Origin of the sequence: Pseudoxanthomonas sp. YR558, from assembly GCF_900116385.1 — a bacterium.
Classification (GTDB): domain Bacteria; phylum Pseudomonadota; class Gammaproteobacteria; order Xanthomonadales; family Xanthomonadaceae; genus Pseudoxanthomonas_A.
This window is the reverse complement of sequence record NZ_FPCI01000002.1, coordinates 1,082,505-1,095,200: the sequence shown is the minus strand read 5'-3', so window position 1 is coordinate 1,095,200 and position 12,696 is coordinate 1,082,505. Positions and strand designations below refer to the sequence as shown.

Sequence of the window (12,696 nt, the reverse complement as noted above, 5' to 3'; positions counted from 1 at the left end):
CAGCCGTGATGATAGCCGAGCGAACGCGCGATCAGGGCGCGCCGGCGGCCCCACCTGCCGCAACACTGCGTGCCTCGGCCTCGGCCTGGGCGCGCGCCGCGAACAGCGTGCCCGGCGGGGGCTGGCGGGTGAAGTACGACTGGATGCCATCCAGCACCGCGCCCGCCACCTTGCGCTGATGCGCGGGGTCGAACAGGCGCTTTTCCTCGTCCGCATTGGAGATGAAGCCCGTCTCCACCAGCATCGCCGGCATGTCGGAATTGCGCAGCACTTCGAAGTTGGCGAACTCGATCTGCGGCTTGTGGGTCTTGCCGAGGTCCTTCAGCGAGGTCAGCACGTGCCCCGCCGCGTCCTGCGAAGCCTTCATGTGGCCGCTCTGGGCCAGGTCCAGCAGCACGTTGGAGAGCGTGTCCTTGGTCAGGCGGACGCCACCGACCAGATCGGAGGCGTTCTCCTTGTCGGCCAGCCAGCGCGCGTGCTGCGAGGACGCGCCGCGCAGCGACAGCACGTAGACGGACGAGCCCCAGGCGCTGCGGTTCTCCGCCGCATCGGCGTGGATGGAGACGAACATGTCGGCCTTCGCCGCGCGGGCCTTGCGGGCGCGCTGCGGGCGTTCGACGTAGACATCGGTATCGCGGACCAAGTACGCCTTCATGCCGGGCGTGGCATTGATCTGGCGCGCCAGTTCCTTCGAGATGGCCAGCACCGCGTGCTTTTCGTAGCGACCGCTCGGGCCGATGGCGCCGGGATCCTGGCCGCCGTGGCCCGGATCGATGGCGATGACCAGCGGACGCATGCCGGCGGTGACGACCGACGACGGCGCAACGACGGTCGCGTCGGACGTGGCAGTCGCTGCAGGTGAACCTGGCACCGGGGTCGGCTGGCCGGTCGCGATCGTGTAGGTGGGCGGCGGATTGCCGGTATTCGTCGTGACGACCGCCGTGGTCGCCTGCCCGTTGAGGATGGCCTGCGGCGACGGCGATGCGCTGGGCGTGGTCGCCGGCGGCGACGTGGCAGGCGCTTTGCCCGCTTGCGCCACCTGTGCCGTCAGCAGCGCGGTCGCGCGTGCGGCATCAGCCTGCGCCTGAGAGGCGGAGGTCGCAGTGGGTGGCGTCGCCGTCGCAGTCGAAGGCGCACTGACCACCACCTGCGTCGAGGCGGCAGTGGTTGCGCCATCGCCCGGCCATTCGATCACCAGACGCGAGTCGTCGCCGGCCTGTTCCATGCGCGGATTGAGCGCGGCCACCGGCGAGGCGAGGTCGAAGACGATACGCAGGGTGTTTGCATCGGGTTGCCCCGTGCGCACCGCGCGGACGATACCGGCCGGTGCCGGCAGGCGCAGGCCGGCACGCGCCTTCGACGCGGGCAGGTCCACCACGAGCCGATCAGGGCCTTTCAGACTGATGGTCTTGTACTGGCCCGCACCGGCCAGTTGGATCTCGGCGCGGGTGCCGGTGGCGCCCTGCGCCAGGCTGACGCCGGTCACTTCACCCGCCCAAAGCGACACCGGCAGCATGGCCAGCACCCCCGCGAAGGCGGCGCGCAGCATGACGGTGGTGGGCATCCCCGGGCTCATGCCGCGGATTCAAGCACCATCAGGTCACGAATGCAAGACGTTTTCCCTTAATAATCCGCAACCTGGAAGATGTTCCTAACCAGGCTGGGCAACTGAAGCCTGCAACTGGGCTTCTTCGGCCGCCCGCGTCAGCCACTGCTCGCCGACGCGGGAACCCGCCTCGCAACGGACCGATCTTCCGGCGCCCTCGACTGCCAGCGTGACCACCAGGTCCGCCGGCGGCAGGGATGCACCGCCACGCTCGGGCCATTCGACCAGCCAGAGCACCGCCGCGCCTTCGTCCAGGCCGAGGAATTCCAGTTCCCCCGCATCGCCGATGCGGTAGAGGTCCAGGTGCCAGGCTTCGCCACCTTCGACCGGATAGCGCTCGACGAGGGTGTAGGTCGGGCTGCGGATCGCACCGCCCACGCCCAACGCACGCAACAGCGCACGCGCGAGCGTCGACTTGCCCGCGCCTAAGTCGCCCTGCAGGTGCACCACCGCGAACGGTGGCCGCGTGCGCGCGAGCGCCTGACCCAGGGCTTCGGTGGCGTCGCTGTCGGCAAGGAACGTATGCATGCGCCGATTCTAAGTGCTGGCGCCGAATGGCGCAGGCATGGCTCAGGGATTGGCGAGGCGTCGCAGGTGCGGCATCAGGTCGGAAGGCAGCAGGCCGCGCTGTCCATCCCATGCCGCTGCGTCGCCCGCGAGCGCATGCAGCAGCGCGCCGGCGCTGGCCGCGTCGAATGCCACAAGACCCTGCGCGCGCAACGCGGCAATCACGCCCGTCAACACGTCGCCCATACCGCCGACGGCCATGCCGGGATTGCCGGCATCGATCACGCGCAGCGCACCGTCGGGCGCGGCGATGATCGTACCGGCGCCTTTCAGCACGACGACACAGGCATGGCGCTGCGCGATCGCACGTGCGGCGTTGAAACGGTCCGCCTGCACCTCGGCCGTCGTGCAACCCAGCAGGCGTGCGGCCTCGCCAGGATGCGGCGTCAGCACGGCGTCGGGCAGCGCCTGCGGTGAAGCCGCCAGCAGATTGAGCGCATCGGCATCGACGATCAGCGGCCGTCCGCTGCGCCACGCCTGTTGCAACAACGCGCGCGCCCATTCGCCCTGCCCCAGGCCCGGCCCGATCGCGATGACGCCGGCGCGCGCCAGCATCGGTGCGAGGTCTTCCGAGGATTCGACGCCGCGCACCATCGCTTCCGGACGGCGCGCGAGGATCGCAGCGACATGCGCCGGTCGCGTCGCCACGCTGAGCAGGCCGGCGCCGGCACGCAACGCAGCCTCCGCACACAGGGCGACCGCGCCGCCGCTGCCTTCTTCGCCGCCGATGCACAGCACATGTCCCGACTCGCCCTTGTGCGTGTTGCGGCGGCGCGGCAACAGCCAGCGCGCCAGCGCCTCGTGGTCGAGCAAGGTCGCGCGTTCTTCCACGCCATCGAACGCAGCGGCTGGCACGTCGAGATCGTCCAGGGCCAACGTACCGGTGTATTCCAACGCATCGCCGGTGTGCAGTCCGGCATGCCGCGCGATGAATTGCAGCGTGCGTGTCGCCACCACGGCCACGCCGGGCACGCCGCCGCGGTCCGCATCGACGCCACTGGGCACGTCGAGCGAGAACACGGGCAGCGCCTGCGTGTTGAGTGCATCGATCAGCGCGTGCGCGCCCGCATCCGGCGCACGCGACAGGCCGATACCGAACAGCGCATCGACCAGCAGGTCGGCTTTCGGCAACACGCCATTGAACAGGGTGACGCGCCCGCCCGCGGCGACGTAGTCCGTGCATGCGTGCTGGGCAATGGGATTGGCCGGCACGTGCTCGGGCATATGCACCACCTCCACCGCGCGCCCCGCACGGTGCGCGTGTCGGGCCACCACGTAACCATCGCCGCCGTTGCTGCCGGGGCCGCAGACCACGACGACGCGTTGCGCCTCTGGCCAATGCATCAGCACATGCTGCCATGCGACTTGGCCGGCACGCTGCATCAAGGTGTAGGCGTCGCCGCCGAGCGTGCGCGTGGCGTTGGCATCCAGCGCCCGCGCGGCGGAGGTGGAATACAGGGGCACGGTGCCTGACATGCGCGGATTCTAGGACCGGGCCGGGTTGCGCGGAAGTGAATGCCGCTGGGCCACCTATACTTTCCGCATGCCGTCCCCCTCCTCGCCCTCGCTGCCGTCCGATCCCGCGACCTTGGCCGCGCGCGCGCGCGTGCTGGCGGGCGAGTTCGGCTTCCAGCGGTGCGGCATCGCCGGCATCGAGTTGGGCAAGGACGAGGACTATCTCCGCGACTGGCTCGCACAGGGCCTTTACGGCTCGATGGCGTGGATGGCGCAGCACGGCGACAAGCGCTCGCGGCCGCAGGACCTCATTCCCGGCACGCTGCGGGTGATCTCGGTCGGCCTGGACTACGGCCGCAACGATAGCGATGACGCCTGGGACACCCTGGCGGATGGCCGGCGCGCCTACGTGGCGCGCTACGCGCTGGGACGCGACTACCACAAGCTCATGCGCAATCGGTTGCAGAAACTGGCCGAGCAGCTACAGAAGGAATTCGGCGCCTTCGGGCACCGCGTGTTCGTGGATTCGGCACCGGTGCTGGAGCGCGCGTTGGCGCGCAATGCGGGCCTGGGCTGGATCGGCAAGCACACCTGCCTGATCGACAAGGACGGCGGGTCGTGGTTCTTCCTCGGCGAGATCTATGTCGACGTGCCGCTCCCCATCGATGCGCCCGCGACCGCGCATTGCGGCACCTGCATGCGCTGCATCGAGGTCTGCCCTACCCAGGCGATCACCGCGCCCTACCGGCTCGACGCACGCCGCTGCATTTCGTACCTGACCATCGAGCACGAAGGCGCGATACCGGAAGACCTGCGGCCGGCGATCGGCAACCGCATCTTCGGCTGCGACGACTGCCAGCTGGTCTGTCCCTGGAACAAGTTCGCCAAGCGCACCGACGAGCCCGATTTCCGTGCCAGGAACGATCTGGATACCGCGACGTTGCCTCAGTTGTTCGCATGGGACGAGGCGGAGTTCCTGCGCCGCACGGAAGGATCGGCGATCCGCCGCAGCGGCCATGAACGCTGGCTACGCAATATCGCGGTCGCGCTGGGCAATGCACCGACCACACCGGAGGTGGTTAGCGCACTGGCGAGTCGGCGCGAGGATGCCTCGCCCCTGGTGCGCGAGCACGTGGCCTGGGCGCTGGGCAGGCACCCGCACCCGGCCGACGACGGGCGGATTTAACCGCGCGCCGCGATCTCCGCCAGCAACGCCTGCGTAACCGGGTCCGAGGCAGCGCGTTCGCCTTTGAGGGCCGGCAGCAGGCCGTTGGCCAGCTGCTTGCCGAGCTCGACGCCGAACTGGTCGAACGCGTTGATGCCCCAGAGCACCGATTGCGCATAGACGCTGTGTTCGTACATCGCGATCAATCCGCCCAGCGACTCCGGCGTCAGCGCATCCAACAAGATCAGCGTGCTTGGGCGACCGCCCGCGTAGCTGCGATGCGGATCATCGCTGCGCTGTCCGTTGGCGAGCGCTTCGCTCTGCGCCAGCAGGTTGGACAGCAGCGCGAGGTGGTTCTCGGCATACGGCGCATCGCTGTTGATCGTGCCGACGAAATCCAGCGGCACGATGCCCGTACCCTGGTGCAACGCCTGGAAGAAACTGTGCTGTACATCGGTGCCCGCACCGCCCCACCAGACGGGCACGGTGTCGACGCCGACCGGACTGCCGTCCAGCTTCACCGACTTGCCCAGGCTTTCCATCACCAACTGCTGCAGGTAGGCCGGCAGCAGCGCAAGGCGCTGATCGTAGGTCATCACGCCCTGCGCAGCGTGGCCGAGCACGTTGCGGTTCCACACGGCGGTCAGCGCGTGGCGCACCGCGATGTTGTCGGCCAGCGGTGCGCCGATGGCATGCGCATCGAAAGCCGACGCGCCTGCCAGCAGGCGTTCGAAACGATCGAACCCGATCGCCAGCGCGATCGGCAGGCCCACCGCCGACCAGAGCGAATAGCGGCCGCCGACCCAGTCCCACATCGGCAACACGCGCTCCGGCGCGATCTCGAAGGCCGCCGCGGCGCGCTCGGGATTCGCGCTGACCGCATACAGGCGTTCGCTGCCGCCCAGCCAGTCGCGCAGGATGCCGCCGTTGAGCAGCGTTTCCTGCGTACCGAAGGTCTTGGAGATCAGGATCGCCGCGGTGCGCGCGGGGTCCAGGGGCGCCAGCGTGCGTTGCGCCGCTGCGCCGTCGACGTTGGACAGGAAATGCACGCGGAAACGTCCCGGCAGGGGATCCCGCAACGCATCAGCCACGAGCCTCGGGCCGAGATCGGAGCCGCCGATGCCGACGCTGACGACGTCGGTGACGCCGGTCGCTTCCAGCTGCGCGATCAAGGACGCCATGCGCTGGCGGACATCCAGCGCGCTGGCATAGGCCTCGCGCGCCACGACCGCGTCGGAATGCTGCCCGCGCAGCGCCGTATGCAGCGCCGATCGGCCTTCGGTGACGTTGACCTTTTCACCGTCGAACAGGCGACGGAACGCACCCGCGAGATCGGCGGCCTGCGCCTGCGCGAGCAGGGCCTGCCACGCCTGCGCGTCGTAGGACTGGCGCGCGAAATTGAAGTACAGCGGACCGGTACGCAGCGTGTTGGCCGCAACACGGCTGGGCTCGCGCACCAGCAGTTCGCTCAGCGGGATGCCGCGCAGGCGCGCGGCGTGGGCGTTCAACGCGTCGGAGCCGATGCTCATGTCAGGCCGCCTGCTTCGGGATGCTGCGGTTGGTGTGGGTGATGCGGTTCTGGCCGTCCACATACACCAAGGTCGGCTGGAACTGCTCGGCTTCCTGTTCGCTCATGCCGGCGAACGCAGCGATGATGATCAGGTCGCCCACCTGCACGTGGCGCGCCGCGCCGCCGTTGAGGGAGATGATGCCGCTGCCTTCGTCGGCCCGGATCGCGTACGTCGAGAAGCGCGCGCCGTTGGTGACGTCCCAGATGTGGACCTGTTCGAACTCGCGGATGCCGGTGGCATTCAGCAGCAGGCCGTCGATGGCGATGGAGCCTTCGTAGTTCAGCTCCGAATGGGTGACGGTCGCGCGGTGGATCTTGGTCTTGAGCAGGCTGAGGTGCATGGGGGGGCGCAATCCGGATCGGGGACGCGAAGTTTAGCCCCTCGCGCCTGGTGCGGCGTGCACGATCGTGCAACACCGCGTCCACCCTCGCCGCCGTCAGAATTCCAGGTTGTCGATCAGCCGCGTGCGCCCCAGCTTGGCCGCGATCAGCGCGACCCGTGCGCCCTGCTCGCCTTCGGCCGGCTCGCTCAGGTCGTGGCGACGGACGACGGTGTAGTCGACCACGTAACCCACCTCGGTGAGCCTGCGCGCCGCATCCGCTTCCACCTGCGCGCGCGACTGACCGGCCAGCAGGCCTTCGCGCATGGTGATCAACACCTTGCGGATCTCAGCGGCGCGCGGACGCTCATCCGCGGACAGGTACTGGTTGCGCGAACTCATGGCCAGGCCATCGGGCTCGCGCACGATGCTGCCAGCGAGGATCTGGATCGGAAACGCCAGGTCGGTGACCAGTTGCCGGATCACCGCCAATTGCTGGTAGTCCTTCTTGCCGAAGGCCGCCACGTCGGGCTGCACCTGGTTGAACAACCGGCCGACCACCGTGCACACGCCGTCGAAATGGCCCGGGCGGTGTGCACCTTCCAGCACGCTGCTGACACCAGGTACGTGCACCCTGGCGGCGAGTTCGACGCCGAACGGATACATCGACTCCACCGTCGGCAGCCACAGGACATCGCAACCAGCGCCTTCGAGACCGCTCATGTCCGCTTCCGGCGTACGCGGATAGCGGGTGAAGTCCTCGTTGGGGCCGAACTGGGTCGGATTGACGAACACGCTGGACACCACGCGGTCGGCGTACTGTCGTGCCAGCATCACCAACGAGTAGTGGCCAGCATGAAGATTGCCCATCGTGGGCACGAAGCCGACCCGCAGGCCCTGCTGCTTCCACTCCCTGACGCGTGCGCGCAGCGCATCCAGTTCGGTGATGGTCTCGATCATCGGGGCCCCTGTGGCGTGTCGGTGCGCGCGGCGCGGTCAGTAGGAATGGGCGTCGTCGGGGAACGCCCCGCTGCGCACTGCGTCGGCGTACGCGCGTACGGCGCCCGCCACCGAACCGCCTTCGGCTAGAAAATCCTTGACGAACTTCGGTCGGCGATGGCCCGTGTCGAGGCCGATGAAATCGTGCAGTACCAGCACCTGCCCATCGCAGCCGGGACCGGCGCCGATGCCGATGGTGGGAATGGCGATGTCGGCGGTGATCGTGGCCGCCAGCGGCGACGGTACACATTCCAGCACCAGCAACTGCGCGCCCGCGTCGGCCACCGCGCGCGCATCCGCGCGCAACTTCGCCGCGGCCGAATCGCCACGGCCCTGCACCTTGTAGCCACCGAAGGCCAGCACCGACTGCGGCGTGAGGCCGAGATGGCCGCAGACCGGAATGTCGCGCTCGACCAGGAAGCGGATCACGTCGAGCTTGTGGCCGGCGCCTTCAAGCTTGACCATCTCCGCCCCCGCCTGCAGCAGCACGATGGCCGCATCGAGCGCGCGCTCCGGCGTGGCATCGGACTGGAACGGCAGGTCGGCGACCAACAGCGCGCGATCAAGACCACGTGCGACCGCGCGGGTGTGGTACGCGATATCGTCCACCGTCACCGGCAGCGTCGAATCGTGACCCTGCACCACCATGCCCAGCGAATCGCCGATCAGCACCAGGTCCACGCCGTTACGGTCCAGGACGCGCGCGAAACTGTTGTCGTAAGCCGTCAGCATCACCAGCTTGCGCCCTTCGCGCTTGGCGTCGGCGAGGGCGGGAACGGTCCAGGGCTTGCTGTCGGCGTGCGTACTCATAGCCCCGCATTATCCACTCATAACGGATGGATGTTGGACATTTCGAGCGCGGACACAGCGTCCCGCGCATCGCCGTAACCCGGGATACGGGCCTCGGGCAGGACCTCGAGCAAGGGCACCAGTGCGAAGGCGCGTTCGTGCAGGTGCGGGTGCGGCACGCGCAGGCCCGGCTCGTCGACGACGGCATCGCCGTACAGCAACAGGTCCAGGTCCAGCGTGCGCGGCCCCCAACGCTCGCCGTCGGCACGCTGCCGCCCGAACACGGCCTCGACCGCAAGCAGTTGCGCGAGCAACGCGCGCGGCGCCAGCGTCGTGTCCACGAGCGCGGCCGCGTTGATGAAATCGGGTTGGTCTTCGCGCCCCCACGCCGGCGTGCGGTACAGGCGCGAAGCGTTCAGCAAGGCGATGCCTTCACAGGCATCCAGCGCCTCGAAGGCACGCTGCAACGTGCCGGCAGCATCGCCGAGGTTGGCCCCCAGGCCGATGCAGGCCCGGACGTGCCGCGTCATTCGGCGGAAGCAGCCGCGCCACGGCGGCGACGGCGGCGACGGCGCTTGGAGGGCGGTGCATCGTCACCCTGCAGATCGTCCGCAGGAGCGCCGACACCCAACGCGGCCGACAGTTCATCGCCCGACTGGGTCTGCGCTTCGCGCCAGAACGCCACGTCCTCGGCATGCTCGGGCGAGGCTTCCAGGCGCAGCACGAGGAAATCGAACGCCGCACGGAAGCGCGGGTGCGAAAGCAGCCGGACCACGCGCTTGCGCTGGCGATTGCCGAAGCGCGTCTGGAGCAGCCAGATCTCCTGCATCGGCAGCGAGAAGCGGCGCGGCAGTGCGACGGTGTTCAACTGGTGCAGGGTGACGCGGTCAGCCGCACGGCGCTGCGCTTCCTCGGCATGCACGCCGGAAGCCTGCAGGCCCATCAGGGCGCGGCAGTACGCCGGCCACAGCAGCAGCGCGAACAGGAACGCCGGCGATACCGGCTCATCGTTGGCCACGCGCTGGTCAGTACCGGCCAGGCCGGCCATGACCATGCGGCGCAGCGCACCGCTGCGGTTGGAGGCCAGTGCAGCGGCGGTTTCCGGCAGCAGCACCTTCAACAGGCCGAAGCGCTCCAGTCCTTCGAAACTCGCGACCGCGTGGCCGGACAGGAACAGTTTCAGGATTTCCTCGAACAGGCGGGCCGGCGCGGCTTCCGCCAACAGCGGCGCCAGCGGCGCGATCGGCGCCGCCGTGTCGGCTTCGATCTCGAAACCCAGCTTGGCGGCCAGGCGCACGGCACGCAGCATGCGCACCGGGTCTTCGCGATAGCGCTGCTCGGGATCGCCGATCAGCTTCAGCTGGCGCGCCATCACGTCCTCGAAGCCACCGACGTAGTCGCGCACCGAGAAATCATCGATGGCGTAGTACAACGCATTCGCGGTGAAGTCGCGGCGGACGGCATCGTCCTCGATGCTGCCGTACACGTTGTCGCGCACCAGCCGGCCGTTCTCCATCTCGCGATCTCCGCTGCCGTCGTCGCTGTTGGCGCGGAAGGTCGCGACCTCGATGATCTCGCGGCCGAATACGACGTGCGCCAGGCGGAAGCGACGGCCGATCAGGCGGCAGTTGCGGAACTGTTGGCGCACCTGTTCGGGCGTCGCATCGGTGGCGACATCGAAATCCTTGGGATGCCCGCCGACCAGCAGGTCGCGCACCGCACCGCCGACCAGATACGCCTGGAACCCGGCATCCCGCAGGCGGTAGAGCACGCGCAGCGCGTTCGGGCTGATGTCCTTGCGCGAAATGGTGTGCTGGTCGCGCGGGATGGTTCGCAGAGCGGTGGGCGGCGTAATAGCGGCGGTTCCATGCAGAAGGGGTTACGCGGCGGCCCGGATGGATTGCCCTGGGCGGTGCCGCCGCATATACTAATCCGCTACGCCGGTTTCACCAAAAACGCTCCCTTCGTCTAGTGGTTAGGACGTGGCCCTCTCAAGGCTAAAACAGGGGTTCGAGTCCCCTAGGGAGCGCCATCCGGCGAGGCGCCGCGGATTGAGAGCCGCGGCCAAGCGATCAGACGAAACCCCGCCACGGCGGGGTTTCGCGTTTCCGGCCCCCGCATTAAAGACGGTTTAATCGCTTCGGCCTAGCATGGGGGCCCGCCGTTCCCGAGGATGTCCCGTGCAGCGCCTGCTCCTGGTCGAAGACGATCGCATGCTGGGCGATGCGCTCGCCGCTGCGCTCGCGCAGGACGGCTGGTCCATCGACCGTGCCGAGGATGCCGCCGCCGCCCGACTGGCGCTGGTGGACCACGGCTATACCGCCGTCCTGCTCGATCTGGGCCTGCCCCGCGGCTCCGGCCTCGACGTGCTGGCCGCCCTGCGCCAGCGGTACGACACCACTCCGGTCCTGATCATCACCGCCCGCGACCAGCTGAGCGACCGCGTGCGCGGCCTGGATGCCGGCGCCGACGACTACATCGTCAAACCCTTCGAAGCCGGCGAACTCGGCGCACGACTGCGTGCCGTGGTCCGCCGCACGCAGGGTCGGGTGGCGCCGGTGCTGCGCCATGGCGACATCGTGCTGGACCCGGCGGACCGCTCGGTGCGCCAGGGCGATCGCCCGGTCCGGCTGGGCGTGCACGAGTACCGCACCCTGCTCGCACTGATGGAACGTCCCGGCCGGGTGATCGCGCGCGAAACGCTGGAGTCGCTGGTCTACGGCGGCGACGGCGCGATAGAGAGCAACACCATCGCGGTATACATCCATCAGTTGCGCAAGAAGCTGGGCGACGGCGTGATCGCCACCGTGCACGGATTCGGCTACCGCCTGGGAGATGGCGAATGAGTCATTCGCTCAAATCCAAACTGCTGCTCGCGGTGATGACGCCACTTGCGCTCGGATGGGGCTGCTGGCTGGGCGGCCAGCACTTCCAGATGACGCGCCAGCAGAAAGGCCATGACGACCTGTTCCTGCAGGAGGTCAGCGAGCAGATCCTGCTGTCGATGCCGGCCAACCTCACCGCCTTGGGCGATGGCCCACGCCTGCGGCTGCCCACGCGCCCGAGCATGGCCGGCCGCAAGTTCGACGCGCTGCGCTATCAGGTATGGATCCTCGGGCGCGACAAGCCTGTCGTGTTGTCCGAAGGTGCGCCGACCCAGCCGCTGAAAGCGGATTTCAAGCCGGGCTTCGTGGTCACCGAAGTGGCCGGTGAACCCTGGCGGGTCTACGCCGTCACCGACGCCGGCGGACGCATCCAGGTGCAGTCCGGCATGTCGTTGTCCGCGATGCGTGCCGAGCTGGCGTACTGGGTGAAGGTCAGCGTGTGGAGCGGGATCGTCATCCTGCTCATCCTCGGAATGACCGTCGGCCTGGCCATCCACTGGAGCCTGCGTCCGATGAACCGGCTGCGTCGCGAGATGGCGCAGCGCGAAGCGCACGACCTCGCCCCCCTGCCCTCCGCCGGCCTGCCCCGCGAGATCCGGCCGCTGGTGGACTCGTTCAACCTGTTGCTGGAACGGCTATCCGAAGCGATGCGCGGCGAGCGCCAGTTCCTTGCCGACGCCGCGCACGAACTGCGCACGCCGCTGGCGGCCTTGCTGACCCAGACGCAAGTGGCCTTGCGTGCCGGTTCGCAGGCCGACGCACGCGCCGCGCTGGAGCCGCTGGTGCAGGGCATCCAGCGCACCTCGCGGCTCGCGCAGCAGTTGCTGGATTCGGCGCGCGTGGATGCCTCGCCGCTGCGCGAGGATCAGCCGACCGTGCAGTTGCCCGACGTGGTCACGATGGTCGCGCGCGAATTCGAATCGATGGCCGCGCGACGCGGCCAGACCATCAGCGTGCACGCCGAGCCGGCCAGCGTGCGCGGCGACCTGGACGACCTCGGCATCCTCGCCCGCAACCTGATCGACAACGCGGTGCGTTACTGCGGCGAGCACGGGCGCATCGAGATCGCCTGCGGTACCGAGGACGATGGCCGCACGGCGTGGCTCGCCGTGCGCGACAACGGGCCGGGCGTGATGCCCGATGAGCGCGAACGCGTCTTCGAACGCTTCTTCCGCGGCAGCCACGGCAATGGCGAACGCGGCAGCGGCATCGGGCTATCGCTGGTCCAGCGCATTGCGCAGGCGCACGGAGCGGAGATCGATGCGGGTGACGGCATCGCCGGCCGCGGCTTCGGCTGCCGGGTGCGCTTCATCGCCGCACCCGACAACACCTGACGGCCG

The 12,696-nt window shown here is 68.8% G+C and carries 12 protein-coding genes and 1 tRNA gene; 4 read left to right on the top strand and 9 right to left on the bottom strand.

Features of this window, described 5'->3' with window-relative positions; all coding sequences use genetic code 11:
* Positions 1-31: 31 nt before the first annotated feature.
* The 3 genes from BM365_RS16710 to BM365_RS16700 all read right to left on the bottom strand — a co-directional run bounded on the left by BM365_RS16710 (position 32) and on the right by BM365_RS16700 (position 3,649).
* Positions 32-1,576, bottom strand: a complete 1,545-nt coding sequence (locus BM365_RS16710; protein ID WP_093490586.1) for an N-acetylmuramoyl-L-alanine amidase — start codon at positions 1,574-1,576, stop codon at positions 32-34.
* Between the two features lie 75 nt (positions 1,577-1,651).
* Complete coding sequence (gene tsaE / locus BM365_RS16705) at positions 1,652-2,134, bottom strand: tRNA (adenosine(37)-N6)-threonylcarbamoyltransferase complex ATPase subunit type 1 TsaE (protein WP_093490585.1); 483 nt, start codon at positions 2,132-2,134, stop codon at positions 1,652-1,654.
* Between the two features lie 42 nt (positions 2,135-2,176).
* Positions 2,177-3,649 (bottom strand): NAD(P)H-hydrate dehydratase, encoded by a 1,473-nt coding sequence (locus BM365_RS16700; RefSeq protein WP_093490584.1) that lies wholly within the window; start codon positions 3,647-3,649, stop codon positions 2,177-2,179.
* A gap of 67 nt (positions 3,650-3,716) precedes the next feature.
* Between BM365_RS16700 and queG the strand changes: the two genes are divergently transcribed.
* Positions 3,717-4,814 (top strand): tRNA epoxyqueuosine(34) reductase QueG, encoded by a 1,098-nt coding sequence (gene queG / locus BM365_RS16695; protein WP_093490583.1) that lies wholly within the window; start codon positions 3,717-3,719, stop codon positions 4,812-4,814.
* Here the strand turns inward: queG and pgi are convergent.
* The 6 genes from pgi to pcnB all read right to left on the bottom strand — a co-directional run bounded on the left by pgi (position 4,811) and on the right by pcnB (position 10,344).
* Positions 4,811-6,322 (bottom strand): glucose-6-phosphate isomerase, encoded by a 1,512-nt coding sequence (pgi, locus tag BM365_RS16690; RefSeq protein ID WP_093490582.1) that lies wholly within the window; start codon positions 6,320-6,322, stop codon positions 4,811-4,813. The two genes, queG and pgi, sit on opposite strands and share 4 nt — an antisense overlap.
* Position 6,323: 1 nt before the next feature.
* The gene (gene panD / locus BM365_RS16685) at positions 6,324-6,704 is read right to left on the bottom strand and encodes an aspartate 1-decarboxylase (RefSeq protein ID WP_093490581.1); all 381 of its coding nucleotides are present in this window, start codon (positions 6,702-6,704) and stop codon (positions 6,324-6,326) included.
* A 96-nt stretch (positions 6,705-6,800) separates the two neighbouring features.
* The gene (panC, locus tag BM365_RS16680; protein WP_093490580.1) at positions 6,801-7,643 is read right to left on the bottom strand and encodes a pantoate--beta-alanine ligase; all 843 of its coding nucleotides are present in this window, start codon (positions 7,641-7,643) and stop codon (positions 6,801-6,803) included.
* A 36-nt stretch (positions 7,644-7,679) separates the two neighbouring features.
* Positions 7,680-8,492 carry a 3-methyl-2-oxobutanoate hydroxymethyltransferase gene (gene panB / locus BM365_RS16675; protein WP_093490579.1) on the bottom strand — a complete coding sequence of 271 codons (813 nt, stop codon included), beginning with the start codon at positions 8,490-8,492 and terminating at the stop codon, positions 7,680-7,682.
* Between the two features lie 17 nt (positions 8,493-8,509).
* Complete coding sequence (gene folK / locus BM365_RS16670) at positions 8,510-9,001, bottom strand: 2-amino-4-hydroxy-6-hydroxymethyldihydropteridine diphosphokinase (protein ID WP_093490578.1); 492 nt, start codon at positions 8,999-9,001, stop codon at positions 8,510-8,512.
* Positions 8,998-10,344, bottom strand: a complete 1,347-nt coding sequence (gene pcnB / locus BM365_RS16665) for a polynucleotide adenylyltransferase PcnB (RefSeq protein WP_093490577.1) — start codon at positions 10,342-10,344, stop codon at positions 8,998-9,000. Before pcnB ends, folK begins: the two co-directional genes overlap by 4 nt.
* 84 nt (positions 10,345-10,428) lie before the next feature.
* On the opposite strand from pcnB, the gene BM365_RS16660 reads away from it, so the two are divergent.
* The 3 genes from BM365_RS16660 (at position 10,429) to BM365_RS16650 (ending at position 12,690) form a co-directional block, all read left to right on the top strand.
* Positions 10,429-10,503 (top strand) — tRNA-Glu (locus BM365_RS16660).
* A gap of 148 nt (positions 10,504-10,651) precedes the next feature.
* Positions 10,652-11,317, top strand: coding sequence for a response regulator transcription factor (locus tag BM365_RS16655; RefSeq protein WP_255412337.1), 666 nt, complete (start codon positions 10,652-10,654; stop codon positions 11,315-11,317).
* The gene (locus BM365_RS16650) at positions 11,314-12,690 is read left to right on the top strand and encodes an ATP-binding protein (RefSeq protein WP_093490575.1); all 1,377 of its coding nucleotides are present in this window, start codon (positions 11,314-11,316) and stop codon (positions 12,688-12,690) included. The genes BM365_RS16655 and BM365_RS16650 overlap by 4 nt, the downstream gene beginning before the upstream one ends.
* Positions 12,691-12,696 lie beyond the last annotated feature (6 nt).

What these genes read in the sequence shown, in the direction of transcription:
- tsaE (WP_093490585.1), bottom strand. Translation starts at nt 2,134, where the DNA reads ATGCATACGTTCCTTGCCGACAGCGACGCCACCGAAGCCCTGGGTCAG.
- folK (WP_093490578.1), bottom strand. Translation starts at nt 9,001, where the DNA reads ATGACGCGGCACGTCCGGGCCTGCATCGGCCTGGGGGCCAACCTCGGC.
- BM365_RS16650 (WP_093490575.1), top strand. Translation starts at nt 11,314, where the DNA reads ATGAGTCATTCGCTCAAATCCAAACTGCTGCTCGCGGTGATGACGCCA.
- panC (WP_093490580.1), bottom strand. Translation starts at nt 7,643, where the DNA reads ATGATCGAGACCATCACCGAACTGGATGCGCTGCGCGCACGCGTCAGG.
- panB (WP_093490579.1), bottom strand. Translation starts at nt 8,492, where the DNA reads ATGAGTACGCACGCCGACAGCAAGCCCTGGACCGTTCCCGCCCTCGCC.
- BM365_RS16710 (WP_093490586.1), bottom strand. Translation starts at nt 1,576, where the DNA reads ATGAGCCCGGGGATGCCCACCACCGTCATGCTGCGCGCCGCCTTCGCG.
- queG (WP_093490583.1), top strand. Translation starts at nt 3,717, where the DNA reads ATGCCGTCCCCCTCCTCGCCCTCGCTGCCGTCCGATCCCGCGACCTTG.
- pgi (WP_093490582.1), bottom strand. Translation starts at nt 6,322, where the DNA reads ATGAGCATCGGCTCCGACGCGTTGAACGCCCACGCCGCGCGCCTGCGC.
- panD (WP_093490581.1), bottom strand. Translation starts at nt 6,704, where the DNA reads ATGCACCTCAGCCTGCTCAAGACCAAGATCCACCGCGCGACCGTCACC.
- BM365_RS16700 (WP_093490584.1), bottom strand. Translation starts at nt 3,649, where the DNA reads ATGTCAGGCACCGTGCCCCTGTATTCCACCTCCGCCGCGCGGGCGCTG.